Annotated in this window: 20 protein-coding genes and 1 pseudogene; 7 read left to right on the top strand and 14 right to left on the bottom strand. The window is 54.2% G+C overall.

What is annotated here, in order from left to right:
* Positions 1–78 precede the first annotated feature (78 nt).
* Positions 79–690, bottom strand: a complete 612-nt coding sequence (locus PSH80_RS03450) for a GNAT family N-acetyltransferase (RefSeq protein WP_225923837.1) — start codon at positions 688–690, stop codon at positions 79–81.
* Between the two features lie 157 nt (positions 691–847).
* Between PSH80_RS03450 and PSH80_RS03455 the strand changes: the two genes are divergently transcribed.
* The 5 genes from PSH80_RS03455 to PSH80_RS03475 all read left to right on the top strand — a co-directional run bounded on the left by PSH80_RS03455 (position 848) and on the right by PSH80_RS03475 (position 4,888).
* Complete coding sequence (locus PSH80_RS03455; protein WP_198818181.1) at positions 848–1,702, top strand: AraC family transcriptional regulator; 855 nt, start codon at positions 848–850, stop codon at positions 1,700–1,702.
* Between the two features lie 275 nt (positions 1,703–1,977).
* Complete coding sequence (locus PSH80_RS03460) at positions 1,978–2,277, top strand: hypothetical protein (RefSeq protein WP_305419204.1); 300 nt, start codon at positions 1,978–1,980, stop codon at positions 2,275–2,277.
* Between the two features lie 231 nt (positions 2,278–2,508).
* Positions 2,509–3,693, top strand: coding sequence for a hypothetical protein (locus PSH80_RS03465; protein ID WP_305419206.1), 1,185 nt, complete (start codon positions 2,509–2,511; stop codon positions 3,691–3,693).
* Positions 3,690–4,181 carry a hypothetical protein gene (locus tag PSH80_RS03470; protein ID WP_305419208.1) on the top strand — a complete coding sequence of 164 codons (492 nt, stop codon included), beginning with the start codon at positions 3,690–3,692 and terminating at the stop codon, positions 4,179–4,181. The genes PSH80_RS03465 and PSH80_RS03470 overlap by 4 nt, the downstream gene beginning before the upstream one ends.
* Positions 4,182–4,306: 125 nt before the next feature.
* A complete protein-coding gene (locus tag PSH80_RS03475; protein ID WP_305419210.1) occupies positions 4,307–4,888 on the top strand; it encodes a hypothetical protein in 582 nt (193 codons plus the stop codon).
* A gap of 178 nt (positions 4,889–5,066) precedes the next feature.
* Here PSH80_RS03475 and PSH80_RS03480 read toward each other — a convergent pair whose 3' ends face one another.
* Positions 5,067–5,789: a HEPN domain-containing protein gene (locus PSH80_RS03480; RefSeq protein WP_305419212.1), complete on the bottom strand. Its 723-nt coding sequence runs from the start codon at positions 5,787–5,789 to the stop codon at positions 5,067–5,069.
* 841 nt (positions 5,790–6,630) lie between these two features.
* On the opposite strand from PSH80_RS03480, the gene PSH80_RS03485 reads away from it, so the two are divergent.
* Both PSH80_RS03485 and PSH80_RS03490 read left to right on the top strand, forming a co-directional pair.
* Positions 6,631–7,800: a hypothetical protein gene (locus PSH80_RS03485; RefSeq protein WP_305419214.1), complete on the top strand. Its 1,170-nt coding sequence runs from the start codon at positions 6,631–6,633 to the stop codon at positions 7,798–7,800.
* Between the two features lie 470 nt (positions 7,801–8,270).
* Entirely contained in the window at positions 8,271–9,257 is a 987-nt protein-coding gene (locus tag PSH80_RS03490; protein ID WP_305419216.1) for a hypothetical protein, read from the top strand.
* Between the two features lie 287 nt (positions 9,258–9,544).
* On the opposite strand, the gene PSH80_RS03495 is transcribed toward PSH80_RS03490, so the two are convergent.
* From PSH80_RS03495 to PSH80_RS03550, 12 genes and pseudogenes are all read right to left on the bottom strand, one after another.
* A complete protein-coding gene (locus tag PSH80_RS03495; RefSeq protein WP_305419217.1) occupies positions 9,545–9,841 on the bottom strand; it encodes a hypothetical protein in 297 nt (98 codons plus the stop codon).
* Positions 9,838–10,818 carry an integrase domain-containing protein gene (locus PSH80_RS03500; RefSeq protein WP_305420535.1) on the bottom strand — a complete coding sequence of 327 codons (981 nt, stop codon included), beginning with the start codon at positions 10,816–10,818 and terminating at the stop codon, positions 9,838–9,840. The genes PSH80_RS03495 and PSH80_RS03500 overlap by 4 nt, the downstream gene beginning before the upstream one ends.
* Positions 10,796–11,155 (bottom strand): hypothetical protein, encoded by a 360-nt coding sequence (locus tag PSH80_RS03505; protein WP_305419218.1) that lies wholly within the window; start codon positions 11,153–11,155, stop codon positions 10,796–10,798. The genes PSH80_RS03500 and PSH80_RS03505 overlap by 23 nt, the downstream gene beginning before the upstream one ends.
* Positions 11,139–12,539 (bottom strand): YfjI family protein, encoded by a 1,401-nt coding sequence (locus PSH80_RS03510; protein ID WP_305419220.1) that lies wholly within the window; start codon positions 12,537–12,539, stop codon positions 11,139–11,141. Before PSH80_RS03510 ends, PSH80_RS03505 begins: the two co-directional genes overlap by 17 nt.
* A gap of 1,029 nt (positions 12,540–13,568) precedes the next feature.
* Positions 13,569–13,889, bottom strand: a pseudogene (locus tag PSH80_RS03515) (integrase); the annotation flags it as partial.
* A gap of 20 nt (positions 13,890–13,909) precedes the next feature.
* Complete coding sequence (locus PSH80_RS03520) at positions 13,910–15,265, bottom strand: McrC family protein (protein WP_305419222.1); 1,356 nt, start codon at positions 15,263–15,265, stop codon at positions 13,910–13,912.
* A 15-nt stretch (positions 15,266–15,280) separates the two neighbouring features.
* Positions 15,281–15,742, bottom strand: coding sequence for a hypothetical protein (locus tag PSH80_RS03525; RefSeq protein WP_305419223.1), 462 nt, complete (start codon positions 15,740–15,742; stop codon positions 15,281–15,283).
* The gene (locus PSH80_RS03530; RefSeq protein ID WP_305419224.1) at positions 15,666–17,663 is read right to left on the bottom strand and encodes an McrB family protein; all 1,998 of its coding nucleotides are present in this window, start codon (positions 17,661–17,663) and stop codon (positions 15,666–15,668) included. The genes PSH80_RS03525 and PSH80_RS03530 overlap by 77 nt, the downstream gene beginning before the upstream one ends.
* 5 nt (positions 17,664–17,668) lie before the next feature.
* Positions 17,669–18,382: a M48 family metallopeptidase gene (locus PSH80_RS03535; RefSeq protein ID WP_370693716.1), complete on the bottom strand. Its 714-nt coding sequence runs from the start codon at positions 18,380–18,382 to the stop codon at positions 17,669–17,671.
* A gap of 4 nt (positions 18,383–18,386) precedes the next feature.
* A complete protein-coding gene (locus PSH80_RS03540; protein ID WP_305419228.1) occupies positions 18,387–21,704 on the bottom strand; it encodes a type I restriction endonuclease subunit R in 3,318 nt (1,105 codons plus the stop codon).
* On the bottom strand, positions 21,704–23,032 hold the full coding sequence (locus PSH80_RS03545) for a restriction endonuclease subunit S (RefSeq protein WP_305419230.1): 1,329 nt from the start codon (positions 23,030–23,032) through the stop codon (positions 21,704–21,706). Before PSH80_RS03545 ends, PSH80_RS03540 begins: the two co-directional genes overlap by 1 nt.
* Complete coding sequence (locus PSH80_RS03550) at positions 23,025–25,526, bottom strand: N-6 DNA methylase (RefSeq protein ID WP_305419232.1); 2,502 nt, start codon at positions 25,524–25,526, stop codon at positions 23,025–23,027. Before PSH80_RS03550 ends, PSH80_RS03545 begins: the two co-directional genes overlap by 8 nt.
* Positions 25,527–25,549 lie beyond the last annotated feature (23 nt).

Here is a 25,549-nt window from a genome sequence, read left to right on the forward strand (position 1 = left end):
CTATTTCCGCCGACAAAACTCGCATGGTTTCATTGCAGAAATATGACGAAATGGGGGTGTTTCGATGTCATGTGGATGTCAGCGAGCAATGGTGTGCTTGGCTGCGGGGTCAGGGTAGGCAGAGTTTCTTGTTACTTCAGACCCAGTCATTTTCTGTTCCAGCCATTCTTGGTAGGTGATGCGGCTGATGTGTTCCGTCCGATAGTCTTGGAGGAACTGGTTATATTTGTTTTCTTCGGTGTGATGAAAGCGAAAGCCACACTTCGATTGAGCAGCATGGGATTGGATGTTGTCGGCGAAGTAACCACACCAAAGTGCTTTGAGGTTCAGGTTTTCAAAAGCGTGTCGCATCACTTCACGCACTGCTTCCGGAATCAGGCCTTTGCCCCAGTAAGGCACGCCGATCCAGTAGGCTATTTCACCTTCCTGCTCACTGATTTCAAAATTGCTGTTGCTACCTATGAGAATGCCCACACAACCAACAGCACGGCGATTTTCTTTCAATTCGACCGCGTACACCTCTGGGTGATTGAAGACTGTGCGGATGATGTCGGCACTGTTCTCCACACTGGTGTGCGGAGGCCAGCCAGCGATGGGGCCGACTCGGGTGTCTTTGGCATATTCGTATAGATCGGCGGCGTCCGTGTCCTGCCAGGGACGCAGCAAGAGGCGTTCTGTTTTAAGTGTCATGGCCTGTACTCGTAATGGATTGGTGCGTTCGGGACAGAGTATTGGGAGACAGACCATCGGTACACGCTAGTACCTCGGCTTTTTCGGTACTTTTCAAAACAGTTTCACCAGGCGCTGATACGATTGTGGCACTTGTTTGTTGTAGCGCTGGGGCACTATGCATCACATTCCGAAACTTTCCGCTCCTGACGAATCGATGCGGATGGGAGAAACCACGCTCGCGCAAGGGCTAGGTTTACCGCTTTCCTTCGGTCATGCTTACTTGACGCTGCTGGTATGCCTCTGCGGTAGTGCCCACTTCACTCTCAACTTCAAAGAGCATGCGGTCAGGCGCGGTGGTGTGATGCTGCTGGCTGAAGACACGATTGCCCTGCTCAAACGTCGCTCGCGCCGCTTCAAGGTGTTTTTCTGCCTTATGCCGAAAAACTTTGCAGCGGAGGTTGCCTACCCACTGCCAAATACCTTGTTCGTATTTCTGCATGACCATCCTCATTGCGTCCCATCCAAGGACGACATGCCGCTGATAGAGGGGTGGGTGACGCAGATGCGGAACATTGCGCAGACCTGCCCCACCTACCAACGCATCATGTTGCGCAATCAACTGCAGAACCTCTTTTTGAAAATAGCCGAGCAACTTCCAGCCAACCAAATAGAGAACAGGGGATTCAGCAGGAAGGAAATGCTCAGTTGGCGCTTCTGGGAATTGATAGGCAAACACTGCATCCGCCACCGAGATGTGAAGTTCTACGCCGACGCACTGAGTATCACACCGTTCTACCTGTCGCAGTTGACCAAAGCGTTTTTCAATGACACCCCCAAGGGCCTGATCGATCGGCAGGTAACCTTGGAAATCAAGGCTCTCCTTTCATACAGTGACTTGGCTATTGGCCGTGTGGCCGACGAACTGAACTTCGCCGACGCATCTTACTTGTGTCGCTACTTCAAGCGCCAAACGGGGATTTCGCTCTCCCGTTACCGTAAGCACAAGAGGGAGGAGGGCGGGCAGGACTGACCTGCGGTCGAAATAGCGGAGGGAAGGCGCACGAACAATGCGCGGCAGCAGAACCTGCGTGCTATCGCCTACCCGCGCCGGCATGGTGTTTGCTGACGTGCTCAAGCGCGCGGACCCAAGCCGAGGTAGGGGAGTGACGTGTGAGCGGGCTTATGATGGGCTTGGGGAGTAGGGATTGAGTTCGGTCGGCAGAACGCCGTAGATGGATGTTGCTGAAAAGCTGCTGAGACTTGCGTGAATCTGTATCAACCCACAACGATTTTCAGGAGCTTCTAATGTTCCAGATGCAGAGAAAACCGTATTTGGCGGGCTTCTTTGGTGTTTCAAATGGCCGGGGTAAGTTGAATAGGTGTTATATGTTATTGATTTATATGGCTAATATTTATTTAATTTTTTGGCTGGAATACCGATTGGAATACCATTCAGTTGAAAACGTGCGCCGCTCGGATTTTCTTCAGGATTCACGTGTATCGATGTCCTGGAGAAAACCTGGTGGAGTAAATTTTTCTCCTGGCGACCGACGGGGTTCTGCAGTAATCGGCCAAAATGCAGCAGTCAGGATAGGTTGTTTGTGACTCCCGTCGGATGCTCACCTCGCTTTCCAGACACCATCCCTGCTGCATTAGCCTTATGCGAGCAAGGCCCAATGAACAGTTACCTTTCGAGCCGTAGCTATCAATGCATATAATCAGATGAGCCGGCGGTCGAATTCTCTTCTCAAGCACCCTTCGTACGATGGCCTAAATGGACTATTGAGCGGCTCAGTACACTCTCAACCATGGAAATTCAAGGAAGTAGGTTTTTTGATGTCAAAGTTCAAGCGCGAACACAACTATGGTTATCTCAATTTCTTTGAAATCGAGCGCAGTGGGCTGTATCGAGTACAACGAAAATCCTCCGGAGAGGAGCTTATTTCTAAAAATCATGGTCTTGGAACCACTGAGGTCTTCCGAGCACTTGTGAAGTGGGTGAAAGGTCGGGGCTTCAAAGAGACGGCTCCCTGGCCCAGCAAGGGCGAGTCCGGAAACGACTCAATCATGTGTTACTGCCGAGAAATCAAAGAATTTCCAAATGGCGACTTCATGGTTGTACTGTGGAAGCACGACCCAACCGATACCCGAGGGTTCCGCGGTTTAGAACTCGGGACTGATGGACGTCCGACAGGTAACTACATCACAAATGGCGCATCGAGCACCGGCGAAAACTACGTCTGGGGACATCCATGTTATTACTGGATTGTCCCGGATAAAAATATGGTTGTTTCTGTAAAGTTTGATGACTCGAAATGCGATTCGGAGCTAATGCAAAAGTGGGTGAATTACTGCGTAAGGTATCGGCTGAAATTTTCCGGCTATAATTCGCGTCAGCCTGGGGACTCAGAAACCAGGATCGCATTCAGCACACCCGCAAACCCAGAAACGTATAATCTGCTTTACAAATTTACTACCAATATAAAAATCTTCAAGACGAGCGAAGAGCATCTAGAGCGAATCTGCGAGACGACCAAATACATGCTCCTGCGCAATGAGGTCATCGTTAGCGATGGAGCAAAGGACGCAGAGATGGAAGCATCAGTTTCCGAAAAAGATGGACTCGACAAAGCCAACATTGAAATATTTAACTACTTTCAATCCTTCATGGGGAAGTTTTTCCCAAAAGCGAAAGAAACAGATGGCAACGTTCGCAAAGTCGAAATAAAGCTTGAAGCGACACCGTCTATTGAGCAGATGAAGGAGCTAATAAACTATTCATCTGGCTTTAATGAAAGCGGGTGGGCAGATATCATATTCATTGACGAAAACGATAATGGCACATCAATCAAGCAGCATCGGATAGTGGAACGCATTGTACTTCCGCCTACGATCGACGCGTACAGTTGTGATCAGCTTTACAAAGTGGTGTCAGAAGATCGGGATACGTACTTGCCTCTCGCTAGCAGTGCCGAAGATGCAACCGAGCCTGCCGCATTGGCCACCAGGACGACTGCATGAAAGCACTTATTGCCTGCCTAATAGCTCCACTCTTGATGCTTCTTTTTGGTATTGAAATAGAATCTAGCTCGGTGTCCAATATACTCAGCTTGCTTGTCGCTATAGCAGGCGCCATTTTTACGATCATGAGCATTTGGGTCGCGTTTCTCTACCCCAACGTGCTGAAGACGCTTAAGGGCGAGAATCTGGTTAATGTCGATTTTTCAGCTGGAGGTGAAGACAGCGCGAGACTCAAAGAGATTATTAGCGTTATCGTACAATCAGCGGTAACGATGATACTGGCAGTTATGCTATTGATCCTCACCTGTATGGTAAGCAACTTTGGTTTTAATGCCAAAATGTGGATTGTTGGAGTTTGTCAGTTCGGCCTTCTCTTCATAAGCGGCCTTCAGATCTGTGCATTGGTTAGCACCATAAGAATTAATCTGAGTTTTATGGACGTGCTGGAAAAACAAAGAAGCAAACGGGCGAAAGATTGGGATACCTGATAAGAGCGGCTACGTCTGCTACTGACGGAGGTTGTATGAAAACTCTTTAGAGCGGTTTGACAGTCAGAATCGGACCGAAAATCGCGTTCCTAATAATTTTAAGCCCGTCTCTAAAAGGAATTTTCATGGTTACTTTCAGTAGTTTCAGAATGCTCAACCCGGAAAGTGCTGATCTCGCACGTGAACTCATCAACGCTGATGCCCACGAACGCTCTGCGTTTTCATCTTTCATGACTCTATGGATGGGATTCAATGGCTGGATGGAGTGCGTAACTGATGCCCGCACCGATGCTCAGATGATTACTGCATTCGCCGATCATATACGACTTATCGACGCGTATGATGAACTGATGGAACAGGATGCGGATTTTCGCAGTGACATATCAACTTTGGCTTCAATGTGGCCGGTGCTTAATGTTCGTGACGTCAACCGAAAGTTAGGCCGAGATGCCCTCCAAAAGTACGGTGATCACGAACTTTGGGCAGCGGTTGGACGCGAGGCTGTTAAACACGAACCGCAGGGGTGGGTTGCGGGTAGCATCCCGACCTGGCCGCAGCTACTTCGTACGATCTATTGTATCCGATGCAACCTTTTCCATGGAGCCAAGTCACCTCAAGGACTTCGTGATCATCACCTCGTTGTCGGTTGTGACAAGGTTTTGCGTACCTTCATTGAACGCACGAATTGCTTGGAGTGGTACGACTGATGGCGATCGCAAGGCAAGGTGACTCTAACGCACGGATTTGGCCGAAAGCAGTCGTCAGTGACTGACCGCTTTCGGTTGTGGATTCAACCAGGGTGCCGCGTCCGACTAAAAGCGGCATATTCCTAAAGGCGGCATCCACTAGTAAGCCAAAAAATTGTTTCTAGAAGCACATAAAACATCATGAACTTTCTGCATCATCATCTTTCGTAAAAAAAGCATCGGCATGTTGTAGGACGGCATCATTGTAAGTGCTTACCAAATCCATAATAAACCTAAACATCTCAAGCACTACTGTAGGTGAGAGCTGATGTTTTTTGCCGCCGTCATAGCCACCATTATGGGAGTAATCATTTCTAATTCTTAGAAGTTTCGCGCAAAAGCTTTCTGGCAAACTAGGAAGTGGGACGTTGAATAGAACCATAGAAAGCCGGGCAATTTGATTTGGATCATGGAGAGTTGCTCTTGACAACGCGGCCCTCAACTCCTCATCAGTTTTACAGCTTTTAAGTTTTAGGTGGTATTTGTCTTTTTTGCTTAGGTTATGAATTTGGCTTGCCGCCAATTCAGAGTGACTCGATTTGTTAAGAATTATCGAAAACAAATCATGAACAACACTCTCATATGCAGAGACGATACCGACCATCATGACTCCGCAAAGAAATTGATTGTTTTTTTCTTCGGAGCTATCTAGAGCTGGGAATGCGATGCTTAGCGACTCCATATTTTCTTTGAATCGTAAAAGCGTGCCCTCCATGGATAACAATAAATCTATCCATTCGCCGCCCTCCTCTAACTGTTTGCCCCAGTAATCAATTTCTTTTAAAGCCTCATCTAGCTCCCGTTCGTTTTCCTCCCAATCAAACTCAACTTCTTCCGCTTCTAATGTGCTCTTATCATTCATATTTAAATCCTAGCAATTAAAACAGCCTGCCCGCAGCTTACCATGGTTAAAATTATTCCATTAATGCACTTGAACAAAATCATATACAATCTTGTAAAACCTCATGGGAGACCACGACGGGAACTGCCCGGCAGCTATGGGTCGGTTGACGCCAGTCACCTCAGGCCGCAATCGGCCCAGAGTGTGTAAAAACGCCTCACCAAAATTGAAGTGTACGCGTCTACGATAAATCTGAGATTTATCGGCAAGTCAACAGATGTAGATTTAGCGTAGAAGCGCGATTTTAAGTGCGGGTCTGAGTACCTTTTACGCTCAAACACGTTTTTACACAGCCTTGGCCAAAGGAAGCCGGTCGCTGGACGCGACGTATGCTAATAGCCGATATACCTCCTGCGCCCGGTCCGTTATCAAGATTAGTTGTACATGCTCTCTTACGGTCAGTGCACAAGTTCATTGAAAAAACTAGAGGAGCAGTCCTCGCCAATATGCTGCGGATTATCCGGTTGAGAAAAGTTGCTCGCCTCGCAGCGATTCCCATCCGTGATTATAAAACTGACGTTTGAGTCTAGTGCTAATGGACATACTGTCGGCGTTGAGCTAATGTGGTTGCTTAACTTTTAAGGTCTGGTCTCGGTCTTCATCAGTCCTAACTGTTCTGGCAGGACCTAACTTGCCTAGGTCATCATTTAAGTGTTTAACCACATTGGAATAGAGAAATAGACGGTGGCGACCCTCAGAAAATTGTCCAAACGATGGGAAATTATAAAATACACACATTCAATGGCGGCGGCAACGAATTAAGCAATCTGTCGAGAGGATTCGTAGATTCGCGAGTTACTGGTTGTCTACCCGTCGTTTGCCAGAAGCTCTGCGCTCAACAAATGGAAAGCGGTTTCTTGAATTGGAAATGTTGATTAAGGAGTTTTTATCTTCTCGGATGAAGGATCCAGAAGCTTCCAGAGCAATTGCGAGCCAGTTACTGAATGTCTTAAAAAACTGCGATCAAATTACTTACGAAGAAGAAGGTACTGCTGAAGCTTACGCTCTATTGCACTTTTTGGACAGATACCATCGTTTTCAATTGATCTTCAGCCTACTTTCCGAAAAAAAGCTCATGCCTATGCGCCGTACAGGCTTAAAGATTTTGGACGTAGGGACTGGTCCAGGTCCGTCGATGTTTGCGGTATCTGATTTTTACAGCGCTGCTTTAGGTATAAATATTAACAAAAATTCAGATTTTCGCGACACTCCGTTCTCTATCGACTATGTTGAACGAAGTTCGCAGTTTAGAAATTGGCTGCATCACTTTACAGAATTTACCAATTACTACTCTCCGACAAAAAAGCAATGGGCTGTCCCTTATCATCATGGCACATTCTATGACTTTAAGAATCTAGAGTTTGATCAGAGGTCAATCGAGTGGTTTACGGACGATAACGGTGACTCAGACTTCCTAAGGCACATCACAAGGCACCGATTTGATCTGATTGTATTCAGTAATTTTCTCACTACCAAAGAGCAAACAGTCAGTTTCTCAAAAGAAATCGAAAATTGCGCTCGATTCTTAAGGAATAACGGTCTACTTATCGTTGTGGGCGCGAAAAGCTGTTCAAAAAAATATAAAGAAGTCTATGAGGAAATTGAAAAGACAATACTCTCTGGCAGATACAGTACACGAAAATATACTGCAAGATGCTTTAAGGTCGACATTGACAACTCGACAATGGGCTACTCGTGGCACGACGCTCACGGCCAGAGACTGAAGAGTATCATTAAGCACTTTCTTGACGCTCTAGACGTAACCGCGAAGGACTCCATACCAATGGAAGTTTCCAAAACCCTCAGCGATGCCATTCAACCAAACTACAAACGTGCAATTGAATGGGAGCTAATGGTATTTCGTAAAAAAACCAGACCTCGCACGAAGGCATTCAAGCAGGAGTTGCACTATCTCCGCCAAAATACGTCACCTCCAGAACGCAACGGGCAAATGCCTATTGTTGAGCAATAAATTCACAAGGGGCTTGAGCGTTCGTATTACTTTAAAATCGGCTGGGGAGTCCATCCTATTTTATAGTCATTAGGTAAGCTCACATAGGACGAAACGTTCCGCCAAGGTGATGAGTATTGTGAGCGCATGCGCTTATAGATTTACTTTTTCAGTCAATTCTAAGGTCTTTTAAACGACATGAAGTCAAAACTTCCTTCCTCCGCGAGGAAACTACCATGGCAACCTACTGTGGAATGCCACGGACATAAAAGGTAAAAGCTCTCTGATCCACCAGTCCCTTGGGATGCTGTCGGCGATGGGGTATTGGGCGAGCCCCTTTCCCGAAGGAGATGGTGTGACGTTTAGTTGCCAAGGGAAAGAAAAGTCTGCAGATCAGATTCTTAGCGACTTTAAGAAGGCATTCCCCTGGCTTGAAATCGAACTGAGCACCAGCGGTGATGCAAACACCGAGCTAGCCGAACTGGCACCTGATGCAGAAGTTCGGTGCACGATTATCGTGCCGCTGGGATGCATTTTTTATTGAAAAATCATTCTCTATCGGCGACTACCGCTTTGTTTGCAGACGCGAATTCGATAAGTTCCCAGAAGAGCGCTTGGGAGATTTTGATACTGAATACCTAGAGTTTGATGCCAATCTTAGCTACCCGGACTTGCTCAGAATCAATAGAACGGTCGCTCACAATGATATCGTAATCAACAAGTGCCTATCCTTGGCCGAGCATGCAATGGATGTCGTCCGGTATCAGTTCTGCTCGTTCGTAAGACCTGAATTTACACCGAATCCAGCGGGTCAACAGGCTAACGGGCTATATGCTATCGAGATTATCCCGGATGGGAGCACTCATCTGAAGGCATGTTCCTTATCGGGCATCTCGCGGCCAATGTCGATGTCTAATAATTGGCTGGGACTCGAAGTTGAAGGATCGCCGAGTCGCACACTACTTCTTGGGATTATGGCTGGCCGCAGTGATGAATTAGGTATTAGCGTAAGAACGACACTTCGGGGGTGTAGGCAGTCCTTCTACGCGCTCGGGGACGAGTCAAAGTTTCTCAATCTTGTTTTTGCGCTTGACGGGCTCGCACACCCAAAGGCATGGAAAGGGTGGAAGCACAGAACCTATCTGGCTGCTCTAATTTCACATGGAAACAAATCACAGTTTTCAAAGATATTACTCAGGTACGACGAGCTCTATACAGAGGTCCGTAACAAACTGGTTCATGGCGGTAAGGATTTTTACGAGCTTGACTATGAGCCAAACAAGTCCTGCGATGATATATACGAGTACATCAAATCTGTTATTGATTTAATCCAGTTGCAGAGTCTTTCTACGGTGAAAGAATTACACAATTACGCACATAACGTATTGGTCAGGCCTGAGATTTCCGCTATATATACAAAGGTAATACAAGAAGTAAGCGCGCAGCGGGGCACTCCCACTCCTATTGTTTCGTGGTAGACGGTCTCGGGGGCGGGGACAATTTTCGAATGTCTGCTTTTGGCCGATTCTGTTGAAAATGTCGTTTTGCCCAAACTGCTCGAACACCGGTGGGTGAAAACTCCTTTTTTGCGCGCTGCTACGTGAAACCCGAGTCCGGGCAGCCGCTGCTTAAGGTAAGGGTTTCAATCTCAGACCCATTCCTTCCAGCCATGGAAACTCGGCCGGACTTTTTCAACAGAATCGGCCAATTTTTGCCCTCCACGAACGGCAGCTATGGGGGTTGCAGCCAGTCGATATCGGAGACGTCAGCTAATGCTGTCGGCACCAGTATCAACGCAAAGCTGGCTGTTGCCCATTCGCCTCCAGATCAGCAGAGCGGTGAGCCGATAGTAATACCGAGTAACCTCAGAATGATCCTTGAGGTGGTAAGCCAGAAACCAGCGCACATGCTTAAGCTGCCAGGACCAGGGATTGTCTCGCTGCCATCGTTGTTGAATGGCCGCTTGCATGGCTCGGGCTTGCCGTAGGTGGCGTTGCTGAGTGGCCTTTGAGCCGGTCAGCACGCCGCTCAGGAACAGCGCCATATCGAAGGATTTGGTCACGCTCGACCTCCAATGTAGGCGGACACCACATCAATCCGGCTGTGTCCGAGTTCATGGCTGATCTGCTGACGCGCCTGTTGATCCAGGTCGCGGTCAATGCGATAGCAGTGGCCACCATTGACCGGTGCAGCGTACCCGGTGAGTTGCTCGTAACGCTCGCAGGCGTAGGCCGCTCGCAGTTCATGGAAACCCTTCAGCCCGTGTTCATGCAGCGTTTCACGGGCGGGGAGTACGGTCTGTTGCAGGAATGCGGCATAGCTTTCGTTTCGGCCCAGCAAGTTGCGGCTGTGCGGCGGTGACGCATGACGAGCCAACTGCAGCGCCGCCTTCACCGCTTCATTGGCCACGACCCATCGCGGCGCTGATGCCCCTGAGCGGCCGCCTTTGGTGCCGTCCTGGATGTTGATGCGGCCGAGGCGTTCGGCCTCGCGGTGCAGTCGTGGCAGGTCAGCCAGGATCGATTCGCGCAGGCGCATACCGGTTGTTCGGGCCAACAGGACAATCGCGGCCACCCGCTCGTGTTGCTGTTCGCCAAGCGCCTCGAGTACTCGCCGCACCTGTTGGTGGTCTTGGCCATCAGGCGCGCGGGTGCGTACGGTCGAGCGCTTCTGTCCCAGCGCCTGACTTGGGCTGGCGATCTTCACGTCCTGATCACCGCGCAGCGCCGCGAGGGTGCGGTTAACGCTACTCAGGCGGTTCTGCGCGGTGGCGATGCAGAGTTCTCCGTGCTGGATCTGATGGCGCAGATACGCGGCGTAGTCTTGCAGCGTCCGTCGATCGATCTGACGCGCATCGTTGTAACCGGGGCCGTCCTCTGACCGACACCAACGCACAAAAGCTTGCCAGCGAGCGCTATGCGCTTTGACCGTGGCGAAGTGGCCGCCAGCAAACAGATCCTTTAGCGCTTGTGGGCCGGCGTAGCTCAGCTGGCGGCCATAGCCAAAGTTGCGACCATCACGCCGACCAACCAAGGCCATCATCATCACCGTTTTCGTTTTCTTGCAGAAAGTGCAGCAGGGCTTTCCAGTGGGGGCTGAGCCTGTCCACCTGCTGCCAGTGCGTTGGGCGGATCAGAAGGGCGTTCTTGTGGTATTGCAGCAGTGCCCCTTCCTCACGCAGTTGCTCGATCAGCAGAGCGATGTGGGCTGGGGGCAGTGGTGGTGTGGCGACAGCGGCGACAGTGGCGACAACCCGCGTCCTTTCTGGATTGGGGTGCGGCGACAGGGTGGCGACAGAGGTGGCGACACGCTGCGATTCTGGCTGCGGTTGATGTTGCGCTTGGTGGCGGCGCACCGCGTCATTGAGGCGGAACATGGCGTACCTCGAAGGTTCTTCCATCGCGACTGCTCAGCCAGCGATGAGTGATCAGCACGACCAATAAAGAGGCGGTATGGTCAGCGCTCTTGCGGGCAAAACGAGGGCCGTTGCGATTGACGTCGCGGATGGTGAAGTGGGTCCAGCCTTTCTGCACCAGCCAGCGCAACAGCCGATCCGCCTCTTCGCGTCGGCTATTGACTGGCTCCTGTTCGGTCAGGCGCTGGATCTCGGCCAGGTAGTAATCCATCAACGTGGAGGCGCGCTGGATGTGTGCTTCATCCAACTGACTGGCCTCTTCAACCATGGCCAGCACGCCCGCGATGCGCAGCACATTCGCCGGGGCTTTGCCCGCGAAAGGCTGGACGCCGGCTAGCTCGCCGAACTCGCCAGACTGGCACTCGATGGTGTCGTGAATATCAATCCAGGCACGACGGGCACGGGCGGTCAGCTCGAGCGTGGCGGGATTGAGTGAGCCATCCTTGTGAAGCGACCAGGGCTTTTGCAGCAGGGCGGTGATCCGCTGTTGGTAGCCCTGGACTTTGGCATCTCGGGTCAGGTCGATTGCCTTGTAGAGTCGCTGGCCAGCCAGGCGCTCGGGCCAACTGATCAGGCAACGGCCGAGGATGCCTTGGCCATTGATCACCGGGTCTTTGAACAGTTGGTTGGCCAGGTAGGGCTGCAGCATCAGATGCAGACTGAGGCGGCGGTCATAGGCGCGCAGGCTTTCTCCGGCCATGGAACGCGCCCGGTCGATCGGGCTGCCATCCCACAGTGTCGACAAGGTGGTGATCGCCTTGAGCAGGTTCTCTTTGCTCATGGTGCTGCTGCCCAAGAACTGGCCACCTTCATCATTGAACAAGCCCATGCTGGGCAAACCATGGCACAGGCTTTTGACCAGAGCCTCAATGGTGGGTTCGGCAATGATCAGTCTCGGCGGTACCGGCTCGGATAGCTCACTGCCTTCCGCCTCCGCGTGTTTCTTTGAGGTTTTGGGTTTGGCCATGATGCTGGTGGCTGCGCGGTAGGCTTTGAGCTTTTCCGCATACAGGGTCCACTGCTGTCGTTCCCAGTCGCGCGCCGCTTTCAGTGCCAGATGGTCCACCGCGCTTTTACGATCACCCGAGGATGCCACCGTCAGTAGGTAGAGGGACAGCGGATAGGTTCGACCGTCGAGTTCGACATTGGCATGGCCCTGGCTCACTAGGGCAGCGCTGGCCAGCACCGATTGTGCAGCCATGGCGCTGGGCACGCCGATCACCTCGGCCAGTCGTTCGACCGCAGGGCCCAACAGATCCCCGAGTGCTTCGACCGGGTAGGGCAGTGGCGCCTGCTGGTATTCCAGCAATGGTTGTGGTGGCTCGAACGCTTCGCACAGTTGCATAGCTATTCTCCTGAGATTATCGACTTCGCCCTCACTCATCCCGCCACGGTTGTTGAGTGTTATCAGGGATCAAGGCCCCTGCGACCTGTGAGGTTTGTCCACTCACGCGGGACTGACGGCTCCTTACGACCGGGAGCTTGGGCATCTCATGATCCGGCCTCCTGAACACCGATAGCGGTGGGCGGGTGGAGGCTGCACTGGCTGACGAAACCAGCGCCGCGAGATCCTGAGTCGTGTGAAGGCAGTGATTTGATGACTGGGGCATGCCTGACTGTCAGTCAGGTGCAGTCCGTTCCGTGGGCTGCGGCACCGTCATCGGCATCGCTGTGGCGAGTGAGCATTCGGTGTTTGTCACGCCGATTGTCACGATGGGGAAAGCCGCAAAGACCCGTGCGAGCAGGGCTGCAGCAGTGGTAGGAGCGCCCGTCTCTTTAGGGGGCAAAGAGACGGGCAAAAACTTGGCGCAAGAAATGGCCAAGCGGATAAATTGCTGCAGAGCAGCCAGGAGGGGGCATGAGTTGCCGCAGTGGGCATTCTGGAAGAAGTGGCATCCATCACATCGCTGTGACCGTGCGAGCCGCCGGACGTTAATCGCACTTTGGGAGAACCACCACAATGTGGCGTAGCCTCAAAGGTTCTAGCTACCTGGGTGCTGTCGAGGACAGTGCTTGTACAGTTCTGGTTTAGCGCTCGCTCTGCTCGCGGTCAACAGTATTTTGGGGGGCGACTGTTGCGCCAATCGGTAGCGCTGGAAGACCTTGGAGGCCGGTGGCTTTCCATGGCAGGGTGGTCGTTCGTCGGTTTTTAATGTGAGCCCATGCGAGTGGGAATGCGGAGCCTTCCCGCTCGCGTGGGCTTGGCCGAGAAAGTCCCAAGAGAGAGGCTTGCAACGGCGACAGTCGCCACTTCTGTCGCCATGCTGAAAACCAGGTATTACGCGGGTTGTCGCCGGTGTCGCCGCTGTCGTCAAATCAACCATCACTCCATCTGGGGAGTTATTTTCGGTTACCGGCGGCGTCCGGTGAGCGCTCACCGTATCGGCACGACATTGCAGTTCCTGGTGTCATTGATGGCAGCTGCCGACAGACTGCCCGTTGCTGCTTTCTGGATGTGCTCACTCCACCAAGCCATCATCGGTCTCCGGCGTTCGATGTAGTCCGCTCGGTTGTAGGCACTTCGGACTTCGTCCTTGTCGACATGCGCCAGCGCGACTTCGATCAGCTCCGTATCCCACCCATGCTCGTTTAGGATGTTGCTGGCCATGGAGTGCATGCCGCGGCTGACCAACCGGCCCTCGAAGCCCATGCGTTTCAAGGCCATGTTGGCGGTTTGGCTATTGCTGCTCTGGCGATCTACGAGTGGAACAGTTGTCAGTCGAATACCGACAGGTCGAGGCCGAAAGTAGTTTCCCTCTGCGTGTCCTTGAACACTGCAGTAAACGGCGCGCCGCCCGGAACCAAAAGCTGGCGTGACTTCAGGCAAAAGGGCAGCACCCATAATCGCAGACCCTCTATTTTAGGGAACTCGAATACTGATAGCGGCCGGTCGAATGCGGCCGTCTTGGGGTAAATCAGCACCACATCCCCCGTTCCATTCAGGTAGCTCTGGCCGTAGGCCTGCAACTGGTAGAAGTCGCCTTGTGCGAGGCCGTACTTGCTCGTGCCATTGGCCTTCAGTCCATCCAGCAGTTTCCACTTTGCGTCCAGGACCAGCAGATCCTTGTTGGTATCCCGGATCAAAAGATCTGGCTTTAGACAAAACCAGTTCTGCTCTCGATGGCGAACCATGTGATGACTGCGTGCTTGGGTTTTCAGGACAAGCGACCGCGCCAGTTGTTTCGCGAGATGCTTGGATACAAACGCTTCGAATACTGCCTCCATCGGGAACAGCAGCGACGGAGCATTGTTACCGCCGCTGCCTGTCAGGGGGGAATGCTCGTCTAGGATCAACTTCGCCCAAGCCAACGCATCGCCGTAGTAACCCATGCCCCGATCGAGACGCACCTGCTGGAAATCGATCCGTGGCTGCGCTGATACCGGGACCTCTGCAAACACGAACTCCAACTCACGGGCCAGTTGCTGATGAGCCTGAGACGCCGACAGCATCAGCACTCGTCGCAATGCGGCGTGCAGTAAGCGGTTCTCCGGGCGATCAATCGAAAACTCGTCGTGCTCTGTAAAGAAACGGTCCGCCCTATACAGGTTTTTCCGCAGATGCGATGCGATCATCAGCTTGCCGCGAAGTGCAAACAGGTTGTCCTGCCGATAGGAGTAGTTGCTGCGTAACCCTCGTTTGACGATATGCCCTACTGTACGCAGAAACTCGACAATAAAAACTTCCAGCAAGGGCATTCGTGCAGCCGAGAGCTTGGCGCTGTCGGTTTGAATGTGGCGGAAGCCTTGAAGACAGCAGAGCATCTCGATTAGAAGTTGACGCGCCTCCATTGCACCGCCACCTATCGCTTTGCCGACCTTGGGAAGCACCTCGATCTGGTAACCGTCCGGCGCACGGATCACTCCGACAAAACTGGTGACCTGAACGACACGATGCCCACGCCGCTGAGTCAGGCGCAGCCATTGCGCACCACTTTCATTGGTGGCCCGCAGGCATTGGCGCTCAAGCCATCCGTATACCTGGTCCGGGATTGTGTGCAAACCCTCGGAAGACGCGTCCCCAGATGTTGCTGCTATCAGTACGTCAAATTCGTAGATCGAGATACCACTCACGCGCCCCCCCACGATTCAGGTCGACAACGTATGGTAGATGCCAATGTAGGCATCCGTATTAGAGAACGCAGCCTCCTGCACAGCGTAATGGCGCTTGGTGGAGTAGCTGTCCATGCCATGGTCGCTGCCGAACAGACGAGCCAAATCGTCCTCCTGATCTTGACCCTCTACAACAAAACGTGCGGCGGGGGATTTCTGGTTGTCCGCCAATACAAGACGGATCTTTTGCCAGTCCTCAAAAAAGTACTCTTCGAGCAGGGGCAGAATGCGGGTGCTGAACACTTGTTGCAATGCTACAAATCGTTCGTCTCCATCAGGCACTTGCGCCAACGGTGTGAAGTACGCATGGCCGATACAATGGTCGCGGTCGTAGAGCACCTCGATGCGCTGGTTTATGGCATCAAGCATGCGAGGCACATCGACCACCTGCTCGCCCAGGCTGACCCCGAAGGCCTGCGAGCGGCGCACCTGGCTCATCGCGAGCGTCCGGCATCACCGACACAAACTCGAAACGGCGACGCAGCGCGGTATCCAGCAACGCAAGGGATCGGTCTGCCGTGTTCATTGTGCCGATAATGTCGACATTGGCTGGCACCGAAAAACTTTCGCCGGAATACGGCAAAGACACAGAAACGGCGTTCATAGCTCCTTCGCGTTTATCAGATTCGATCAAGGTGATCAGCTCGCCAAAGATTTTGCTGATGTTGCCTCGGTTGATCTCGTCAATCACCATCGCGAATTTCTGATCCGGTGCCAATCGTGCCTTCCTGCACAAATCCTTGAAGGCGCCCGCGCGGATCTCGTATTGGATTTCACCGGACTCTGCATCGCCATCGAGAACCGGTCGGAGCCCCTCCACGAACTCTTCGTAACCGTAAGATTGGTGGAAGGTGACGAAACTGTAGCGTTTGATGTATTCGGCTGAGGGTGGACCGGCATCGTACTCGTCCACTAGCCTTTTCAGGTCAGCTGCTGCGTCCTCCCAATCCCCAGCAAGTATCCAGGACGAATCCGGTAGTTTGTCGAACACTGCCGGCGCCATCCGTTTGCTCATCTTGACGGTTTTAGATGATTCAATCGTGTGGTACTGCAGTGCGCCCCAAACGGTGTTTCGCACATTCTTGTTCGCACTCTTCACGGCGGCAATAGCTTTCATGAACGGGTGATCAAGCAGTGTGTCGACACTCGCTTTCCCCCCCAGATGGTAGAGAGCCGCCGCAGCTGCTTCCCACCAGGTAAGGCTCACTGTTTTTTCGCCCACAAACTGATTTTGCCACTCTTCCCTGGATACGGAAGTCATGGCCTGCTCATACTCTCGCTTAAGCAGCTTCGATAACTCGTAGGTCTTCCCCGTGCCGGGCGGACCGTAGTAGATACGATTAATCGGGAACCTTACTGCATCAGAATCGAGCGTTTCGTCTTCGTCGGAATCATCGCCGTGCTCCACTGGATCGTCACGCAGTTGATCTGGCCACAGTCCCGGTCGCTCCGTTTCAAGTACCGTCCAGTCGTCGAGTAAGCCACGATCGGCTGAAAGGGCTGCTTCAATCTTCGAGACGAGTTCCTCCGTCAACGGTTCGCGGTGGAGCTTGGGTAGCGCACCCACCTCCCGTGTCCATGAGAGCTTCCGGGTCCGAGTGCCCCGAATGACGCCAAGCACACCGACCGCGCGCTCACTTCCGGGGTTTTTGCGGCCAAAGCGCACTTGGACGCCTTTGTTCATGTGCCACCAGTCCAGACCTGCCATGTGGACAGCTCGCGCTAATCGACAGAACAGCGCCTTGTCTTGTGGCGACCACGAGGCGCGGAAAGTCTGGAATGCAGGTTTACTATCGAAGTGCTTGAGGAGATCCTCGTCACTCAGTGTCATGCCCAGGTCCAGCTTGGTCACTACCTCGTCGTAGCGCAGCTTGAAGCTGCGGATCGCTTCAATACTCCACGTAATGAGCTGGTCCAGCGATTTTCCCAGACCATCGCCTGCGGGCAGTTTGGTAACAAAGGGGGAAGAGTTGTTATAGGTGCCGCGCAGCGTTAGATAGGCTCTTCGCGTCGCATCCGATTCGTCCAGTCCGACGGTATCGATCTTGACCACGAAGCCGTCGTTGGCATCGATGCCTACGGTGTAGGCCAACTCCTTCGGCGCTTCGGGCGAAGGGTAGATTTTTGCCCAATTGTAGCCAGCGAAATTATTGCCTTGGTTGGTAGGCCGTTTGCGAATCTCTACGCGGCCCACAGGAAACAACTCAGCCTTAAGCTTGTTGGCCCACTCCTCTGTTACCTCATAGGCCTTTTTCAGATCATCGTAGGCGCGGTTTTGCTCGGGGTTTGATTCGTCACGCTTTTGTCCCATCCATTTGTTCAGCAGCTTGAAGTGGTCAGTGGTGAAATAGCCCGCCATGGTTCTCAGATCCCTTCGACATCAATTCCGTGTTCAGCCAACCAAGTCTTTCGCTGCGCGAAATCAGGCATGGCGCGCTCCACGCGTAACCAGAACGCGGGAGTGTGGTGCGGCTCGTGCAGGTGAGCCATTTCGTGTACCACCACGTATTCAGCAATACGTGTCGGTAATAGGATCGCCTTCCAGTGGAAGTACAGCCAGTCGCCCTTGCCACAGGAACCCCACCGATAACCCAGGTCTTGCACCTTCACGCCCGCTGGCCGCACCTCCATCCGCGATTGGCAGTCGGCCACTCGGCTCGATAGCCAGACCTTCGCACGTGTGCTGTACCATTGGATGAAGTGCGCGCGCGCGGTGGGTATGGCGTCACGGCGCATACAGAAGCGACCACCCGCGAGCTTCAGCGGCACATTCTGCTCCTCTACCACCTTCAACCGGTGGCTGCGCCCGAGGTACAGGAAACCCTCGCCGCCGACGAACTCCTTGTGCGGAATCTGGCGCTGCAAACGTTCCTTCTCAGCCATCTTGGTGTAGATCCAGAAGCGCTTCTCCAAGACAAATTCGCGCAGCTGAGCTTCGCTAACCTCCGGCGGAGCAGACAGAACCAAGTTACCACTGCGTTCTACTGTGATCTCCATCGTTCTGCGACGTGCGCTGCGTCGGATGGAGAGCAATAAGTCGTCCACTTGGAGTACTGGTGATCTCGTAGATACGAGCATCGGATTACACCTGCACCAGCTTGTCGTGGTTGGCGCGGGCCTGCTCCATCAGCTTGTCGGCCAGCACACCGGCTTTGTCCGCATCCACCAGAGGCGGACGAAGGCGCATTAGCTGGTCGAATAACTGGCCGTTCAGCTCGTCCTGTGCGGCGCGTTTGTGCGGACTCCAGATATTGCGGTTGCTCTGCAGTTCCTGAGCCAGAGATTCGACCAGCTCAACCGTCACATCCTTCAGGCGCAGCAACTCGGCTGCAGTTGGCGTCTGGCCAGCACAAACGACATCAAGGACTGTGCGGAGGAACGGTGCGTAGTGTTCGGGCAAGTCGCTCGGCGTATCGGCACCTCCCACCTTGCCAGTGCGCAACTCGTCGATAATCTTCTGCAGTTGCGAGATCACCTCGTTCCACTTTTCACCTAGTGTTTTGAGAATGTCGTTCAAGTGCTCGGAGAGCTTGCGGTACAGCACCGGGTCTTCATCGGTGTGCTTACGGATGTGCGAGCGAATCGCGTGCTCCATCTCGGAAGCCTTGGCGCGGTCGTTTACGGCACGCGCAAGGTGTGTATCGAACTCGGCATCGGTCAGCTGAATCGGTGGGATCTTTGGGTCGATGCCCAGCGAGATCACATGATCGTCGATCAGCTTACGAACCTTGGCACCCACATCCTTACCCAGTACCGGCGTGTCCTTGTAGCGATTGCGGGCGCGGGCATGGATGTACGCCAGGCGCTTTGCGTCGCCTGAATAAGGCAACCCTTCCGGTCGCGGCAGCACCGTATCCAGGGACCCCAAGAAAGCCTTGAGCTTGACGGCGAACTCGGCGCGCAACTTCTCGCTGCCCAATGCCTCAACGCAGGCTTCGGTGTCGTCCAGCGACTCGATACCGTGATGGCGGAAGAGGTCCACCACGCGCAGGTGCCTGTCGCGCAGCACCGGCACTTCGTCCTTTAGGCTGGCCAGCGCACCGTCCACGTCCTCATCGGCGTAGGCTGCCAGCGCCTCCTTCAAATGCTGCGCCACGCCGTAGTAGTCCACCACGATGCCACATCGCTTGCCGAAGCCGGTACGGTTGACGCGGGCAATCGCCTGTAGCAACTCCGCCTCGCGGATCGGACGGTCGAGGTACATCACGCCTTCGATTGGCGCATCAAAGCCGGTGAGCAGCATCGACTTCACGACAAGGAAGGCCAGCGGGTCGGTCTTCTCCGGCTTGGCATTGAACAGCGGCTTCTTGAAGCGCTTGGTTAGTTGCTCATGCGCCGCGCCGTCTGTCCATTGCTTCCATGCAGGGTCGTCATTGTTGCTGCCCGAAATGATGGGCGCGAACTCAATGCGCGCCAGTGTGTCGCGGTACCGCCAGGCCTGCACCACCGCCTGCACGCTCAAAGGGCGCTGGCACAGGGCCTCGTCATCTAGGGCCTTGTCCTTGGGCGAGAGTACCTGCGCCTCGGCCAATAACTCATCGCGGGCTGACCGTAGCGCTTCAAAATAACGAATCGCGGCCAACCGGCTGTACGCCACTACCTGCGCCTTGTAGCCGTTGGGCAGGATGTTGGTCACGTAGTGACGAATGATGTCGCGGGCCTTGTCGGCGATCAGCGCCGGGGCATCAAAGATGTGGCCTTTAGTGGCGTACTTTTTCTTAATCGCCTCCAGCTCTTCCGGGGGGTGCTGGCGGAACAGGTCTTCGAACAGTTCGTCCAGGCTGGCGCCGTCCTTGATCGCTCCATTGGCCGTGCGGCCCTCGTAGAGCACCGGGACCGTCGCGCCGTCGGCCTCGGCTTCCTTGATGGTGTAGCGGTCAATGAACTCGCCAAAGATCTCATGGGTGCGCTTCTTGTCACCCATAATGATTGGAGTGCCGGTAAAGCCGATGCGCGCGCAGTTTGGCAGGCCCGCCAGCAGGTTGGCTTGCAGGTCGCCAGCCTGGGTGCGGTGCGCCTCGTCCACCAGCACAAGGATGCTGTCGTCTTCGTTCAGTACCTCAAATTTTTCTTCAGCCTTGTAGATGGCCTTGGACTCTTCCAGTTTCGGTAAATCGTCCGCTGTCAGCGGCGCATCACCGGCGCTATCTGGGTCACGGTATTTCTGGATCGTGGCAAAGATCAGTCCCGGGCCCTTGCGCCGTGCCAGCGCTTTTATGCCCGCAGTGCTCTCTGCTACGTCCACCACTTCGCCGGTCAGCGTGGCGGTCGTGGATAACTGGCCCTGCAAGTCTTTGCGGTCCGTGACGACGACTACCTTGAAGCGACGTAGTCGCGCGTCTGTGCGCATTTTGCGAATCAGGAACACCATTGTCAGACTTTTGCCGGAACCCTGAGTGTGCCAAATGATACCGCCGCGCTGGTCGTGTTCGCCGTGCTGCAGCCGCGTCTGTCCGGTCTTGAGGCGAGCAATTGCCCTGTTTACCGCCCGGTACTGTTGGTAGCGGCATACGGTCTTGATGGTCTGGCCGCCTGTCTGCATGAACAACATGAAGTTCTTCACCACATCCAGTAGATGCGAAGGCGAAAGCAGTCCGGCGATCAAGCGCTCTTGCTCGGATAGAGCCGCCTTGCCTAACGCCTGAGCCACCTCCATCTCGCTGCCTGCGCCATCAGGGCCGACCACCGTCTTCCACTGAGCATAATGCTCAAAGGCTGCACCCACGCACCCCACGCGCGCCTCGTCATAACTGGTTGCCACCAGCAGCTGGTTGGTGGCAAATAGCGCCTCGTTGCCCTCATTGTCGTCCACCTCAAGCGCAGCTTTGCGCTGATTGGTGTAGCGCCGCAGTTGGTCCACCGCCTCGGTCAGCGGCTCAGGGACGGACGGGCTCTTGCACTCCACTACCACCAGCGGGATGCCGTTCACCAGTAGCACCAGGTCAGGAACGATGAAGGCCTTGCCACTATTGAAGCCAGGCGGGCAATCGACGCGGTATTGGTTGATCACCGTGAAGCGGTTGTTGGCGGGGGTATCCCAGTCGATGTAGCGAATCGTCTGGCCCCGTCCGCCGTCCCAGCCCGGCAACCCTTCCACAGTCAGGCCTTTGATCAGGAGCCCAGTGGCTTTCTCATTGGCCTCTATGAGCTTGTGCGTTCCCAGCCGTGTGATAGCTGCCACGACTTCCGACAGTCGCGCATCGTCCAGCCAAGGCGCATCATTCGCACCTGGGTTCAACGCGCGTAGTTGCTCGCGCAGCAATCCCTCTTGTATCACCTCAGTAAAACTGCTTCGGCCGGTGATTGCCGGATCGTCGATACTGCCAGCCTTATAGGTCCAACCAAGTGCCTGTAACTGGGCGACGAATGGTGTTTCGACATCATCGAGCTCCCATCCCATCAGGCGTTTCCTTCATGGTTTAGGGCATCGGACAATAGTGATGTGACGCGAACTCGGCCGGTGAGAAGGTCGTCCATAAGGCCATCCTTGAGGTGTTGCAGCTTGGCAGACTCGGTCATCGCATTCTGTATGCGGTTGTCGATTTCATCCAGGCGTGTGGCAATCATATTCTGTTCGGCACGATGCGGCTTTGTCGTTACTAAACCCCGGATCGTTGGCAGGTTGAGGCCCGCTTTTGCGCCCCCATCGTTCAGCTTGCTAAGGTAGGTTTGTGCAATTGGTCCGGCCAGATAATGGCCAACGAATCGCGAATCAACAACATTGAGGTCGGGGCGTACGAGAGCAATGTGCTGGTTGATGTACGCCTCGCTCAAGCCATCTGGAACGACCCCGATGATACCCAGGTCTGCCGTGATAGAAATTAGGATGTCGCCGGATTCTAGCCGTGTCCGCTGCCCGTCCGCATTCCTAGGTGGGCGTACATAGATTGTCGATTCGTAGCGGAAGTTGATGTGCTCTCGCGTCAAGTTACCAATGCGCACGAATAGCGCACCGCTGTCAGCATAGAAGCGCGCCCAATCGCGCGACCCGCTGGTGACCAGCTTGGATACCGACTCAAGCGTGACGACATCCCACTCCTTCGGAATCCACCCCAACGGCGACTCCTTGTAGAGATGCGGCGCCTCGGCGTATGGCAGGCGCAGTTCGCCGTTGGCGTCGACGCCGCGCGTCAGCAGGTCGTCCAGCAGACCCTGCTTGACGGCCTTGAGCTTGCCGATGATGGCCTCGGTTTCATGGATGGTGGTGTCGAGGGTGTCCAGGACTTGAGCAAGTTTCTCCTGTTCGATAATGGCTTCAGGGATTTCAATCTGTGCTGAAAGATATTCCTCGAATTTCAGATTGATGATTCCCGTAGTTTGCTGTTGGAAAGTCAGCAAAGCCGGTTGTTTATAGAACCAGGCAAGCTTACGCAGCAGGAAACGTGGTTCGACTTCACTACGTTTTGGGCGCAGTGTCTTGAAGAAGTTGGAACAGACTGCCACTTCATGGTGGTCGTTGGCTTTAAAGTAGGCGACTCGACCCACGGGTTTGCCGGGCCCACCGCCAGATCCTTCAAGGAGGATGTCGCCGTCTAACAGTCGCTTTGAAGTCAGCTTCCCAATGGGCAATTGACGAACCGCACCTGGACCAACTACGTGTCCATCGTCATCAATATCCGTTGCTCGAAGGACCTTTGCGTTGCCTGGCTTCGGATCGCTGCCCCACTCTCCGGCGAATGATTCAACGAGGCACTGCCGGATCGTTGTTGATTTCCAAGGTTCAGACATACCGCAACTCCTTCAAGAACCCCTGAAGCGCTTTTGTGGCTTCGTCCCGCTTGCCCTCAATTTCGGTCAGAGTCACCCGATACTTGTCCCACCAGTTTTCAAATGCGGCCACGATCTGCTTGCGCTGCGCGGCCATGTAGCGCTCGACAATGGCTTGCATGTCGTTGTGCAGGATGGTCAGCAGGAGCTCAGCGGCGGCTTCCGGCGTCAGCCCCTCAACGGCGGCGTCGATGTGCTGCTTGAAGCTGTCGTTCTTGGCTTTGAGCTGCTTCTTGACAGCAGTGAGTTCCTTTTTCCAGGCCTTGAGTTGGGCCTCGTCCACGACGTTTTCTTCGTCGGCACCGTCTTCTGCTGCCTCGACGGCTTCGCCGTCCTCGGTGTCGGCATCCTTGGGGCTTGCGGCCTTGATCTGGCTGTCCAGCTCGGCCTTCTTGGCTTCCAGCTCGGTGATAGCCCCCACGAAATCACTCATCAGAAACTTGACGAGCTTGTGCTCCAGCGGTCTCTCTTTGCTGGCTTTGTCTTCCAGCGCGGTGACGATGCTAGTGCGCCAGGCATCGGCCACGCCCTTGGCTCCGCGCGCCATCAGGGTGAGGAAGTCGTACTTGGTCTGGTACCAGAAGCCAGCAACGATGCCGCGCACCTGGAAGGGGTCGAGCAGACCGATGGCCTCCAGGCTTTGGCTGAAACTGGCCAACAGGTCGTTGCGCAAAGCTACCAGGCTGGCTGCATTGTCCATTTGCCCGGACAGTGCCGTGATGCGTTCGCTGTGGGCTTTCCACCATTCCTCAAAGGCGGTGCGGATGGCTGCTTCCTTGGCGACCAGACCGGTATTGCTTTCTATGGTCGGTTTGAGGGCCTGTCGTTTGTCGAACACAGGCGCGAAGTCGAGATACTTGGCCTCACGCTCAACCAGCAGGTCCATCGGGTTCAGGCCATGGGCGCTGAACAGTCCGGCTTTGTCGGCCACCTCGGCCTTTGGGATGCCGCCGACCAAGTGGGCGCGCACGTCATGCGGCTCGGGTGGTGGGGAGTTATCGGCATAGCGGCGAATGTTAAGGTTGTAGTCGTTCGCCTTAAGTATGGCGTTGTCGACGATGGCTGAGAATCCGTCGATGGCACGAAACTCGTCGAAGGTGGTGACGATCTTTTCGATGTGCTCCGGCAGGAGGTAGTTCTGGGCCCTGCCTTCGAATAGTTCGCGGTCGGCATTGATGAACAACACCTTGCCTCGTCGCTCGGCGGGTTTGCCGCTGACGCGGTTGGCACCTTTCTGTACCAGCTGGCGCAGTACCAGAATACAGGCCGGAATACCGGTGCCGTAGAACAGATTGGGGGCGACGCCGATGACAGCTTCGAGCAAGTCGTCCTCAATGATGCCTTTTCTGATGGTTCTTTCCTCACCACCCCGGAACAGTACGCCGTGGGGCAGAACAGTGGCCACCATGCCTCCGTCGCGCGTGACGGCCAGCATGTGTTGCAGGAACATCATGTCGGCCTTCTTGGCGCCCAGCGGCACCTGGCCATAAGAGAAACGCTCGGCTTCAAACTTGGGCTTCCAGGCGGGCTTGCCGTCAGCATCCTTTTCGGTATTGCCCCAGTGGATGGAAAACGGCGGATTGGTGAGCACGCGGTCGAAGTGCTTCAACTCGCCACCCTCAACGTGCTGGGGCTCGGCTAGGGTGTCCTCGTTTTGCAGATCGGCGTTGCTGATGCCGTGCAGCAGCATGTTCATCTTGGCGATGGACCACACTGTGCCGTTGAATTCCTGGCCGAACAGGTTCGCCTTGCGGCCATCTTCGCCGTGCTCGTCGATGTATTCCTTTGCAGCGATCAGCATGCCGCCGGAACCACAGCAGGGGTCGTAAATATCGTGCTTGAGTTCGGGTTTGATGAGCCGGACCATCATCCGTACCACCGAGCGCGGCGTATAGAACTCGCCACCTTTTTTGCCCGCCGAATCGGCGAATTCGCCTATCAGGTATTCGTAAGCAGCACCCAGCAAGTCAGGGAACTCGAAGTCTTCGTTGCGCAGGCGGAACACACCAAAGTGCGTGATGAGCTGGCGCAGCTTGATGTCGGAGATCTTGCTCTGGCCGACCTTGCGTGTGAAATCGATATGTTCGAGTACGTCGTACAGGCTGGTGTTGGCTGTCTCGATACCGGTCAGCGCCTTATTCAGGAAGTCGCCGACGTTCTGATGTGCGTCGTTGAGCAAGAATTCGTAGCGTGACTGCGGAGGCACCCAGAACGAGCCCTCTATTTTGTACCAGCGCGAGATCTCGGAAGAGACCTGCGCCTGAACCTTGCTTTTACCACCTTCCATTTCAAGGCGAATCACTTCCTCGCGACGTTGCTCAAACATATCCGAGCAGCGCTTGAGGAATAGCATCCCGAAGATGTATTCCTTGAATTCTGAGGCGTCCATCTTGCCGCGCAGAATGTCAGCGGCCTTAAACAGGTGGCGCTCTAGTTGGGGTAGGGTCAAAGGCATTGGTCGATATCCAGACAGATCGT

This window comes from Pseudomonas sp. FP818, assembly GCF_030687335.1.
GTDB lineage: Bacteria > Pseudomonadota > Gammaproteobacteria > Pseudomonadales > Pseudomonadaceae > Aquipseudomonas > Aquipseudomonas shahriarae.

Coding starts and splice junctions, on each gene's coding strand:
- PSH80_RS03450 (WP_225923837.1), bottom strand. CDS start 690: ATGACACTTAAAACAGAACGCCTCTTGCTGCGTCCCTGGCAGGACACG.
- PSH80_RS03455 (WP_198818181.1), top strand. CDS start 848: ATGCATCACATTCCGAAACTTTCCGCTCCTGACGAATCGATGCGGATG.
- PSH80_RS03460 (WP_305419204.1), top strand. CDS start 1,978: ATGTTCCAGATGCAGAGAAAACCGTATTTGGCGGGCTTCTTTGGTGTT.
- PSH80_RS03465 (WP_305419206.1), top strand. CDS start 2,509: ATGTCAAAGTTCAAGCGCGAACACAACTATGGTTATCTCAATTTCTTT.
- PSH80_RS03470 (WP_305419208.1), top strand. CDS start 3,690: ATGAAAGCACTTATTGCCTGCCTAATAGCTCCACTCTTGATGCTTCTT.
- PSH80_RS03475 (WP_305419210.1), top strand. CDS start 4,307: ATGGTTACTTTCAGTAGTTTCAGAATGCTCAACCCGGAAAGTGCTGAT.
- PSH80_RS03480 (WP_305419212.1), bottom strand. CDS start 5,789: ATGAATGATAAGAGCACATTAGAAGCGGAAGAAGTTGAGTTTGATTGG.
- PSH80_RS03490 (WP_305419216.1), top strand. CDS start 8,271: ATGCAGAAGTTCGGTGCACGATTATCGTGCCGCTGGGATGCATTTTTT.
- PSH80_RS03500 (WP_305420535.1), bottom strand. CDS start 10,818: ATGGCCTTGGTTGGTCGGCGTGATGGTCGCAACTTTGGCTATGGCCGC.
- PSH80_RS03505 (WP_305419218.1), bottom strand. CDS start 11,155: ATGTTCCGCCTCAATGACGCGGTGCGCCGCCACCAAGCGCAACATCAA.
- PSH80_RS03510 (WP_305419220.1), bottom strand. CDS start 12,539: ATGCAACTGTGCGAAGCGTTCGAGCCACCACAACCATTGCTGGAATAC.
- PSH80_RS03525 (WP_305419223.1), bottom strand. CDS start 15,742: ATGAGCCAGGTGCGCCGCTCGCAGGCCTTCGGGGTCAGCCTGGGCGAG.
- PSH80_RS03530 (WP_305419224.1), bottom strand. CDS start 17,663: ATGGCGGGCTATTTCACCACTGACCACTTCAAGCTGCTGAACAAATGG.
- PSH80_RS03535 (WP_370693716.1), bottom strand. CDS start 18,382: ATGCTCGTATCTACGAGATCACCAGTACTCCAAGTGGACGACTTATTG.
- PSH80_RS03540 (WP_305419228.1), bottom strand. CDS start 21,704: ATGGGATGGGAGCTCGATGATGTCGAAACACCATTCGTCGCCCAGTTA.
- PSH80_RS03545 (WP_305419230.1), bottom strand. CDS start 23,032: ATGTCTGAACCTTGGAAATCAACAACGATCCGGCAGTGCCTCGTTGAA.
- PSH80_RS03550 (WP_305419232.1), bottom strand. CDS start 25,526: ATGCCTTTGACCCTACCCCAACTAGAGCGCCACCTGTTTAAGGCCGCT.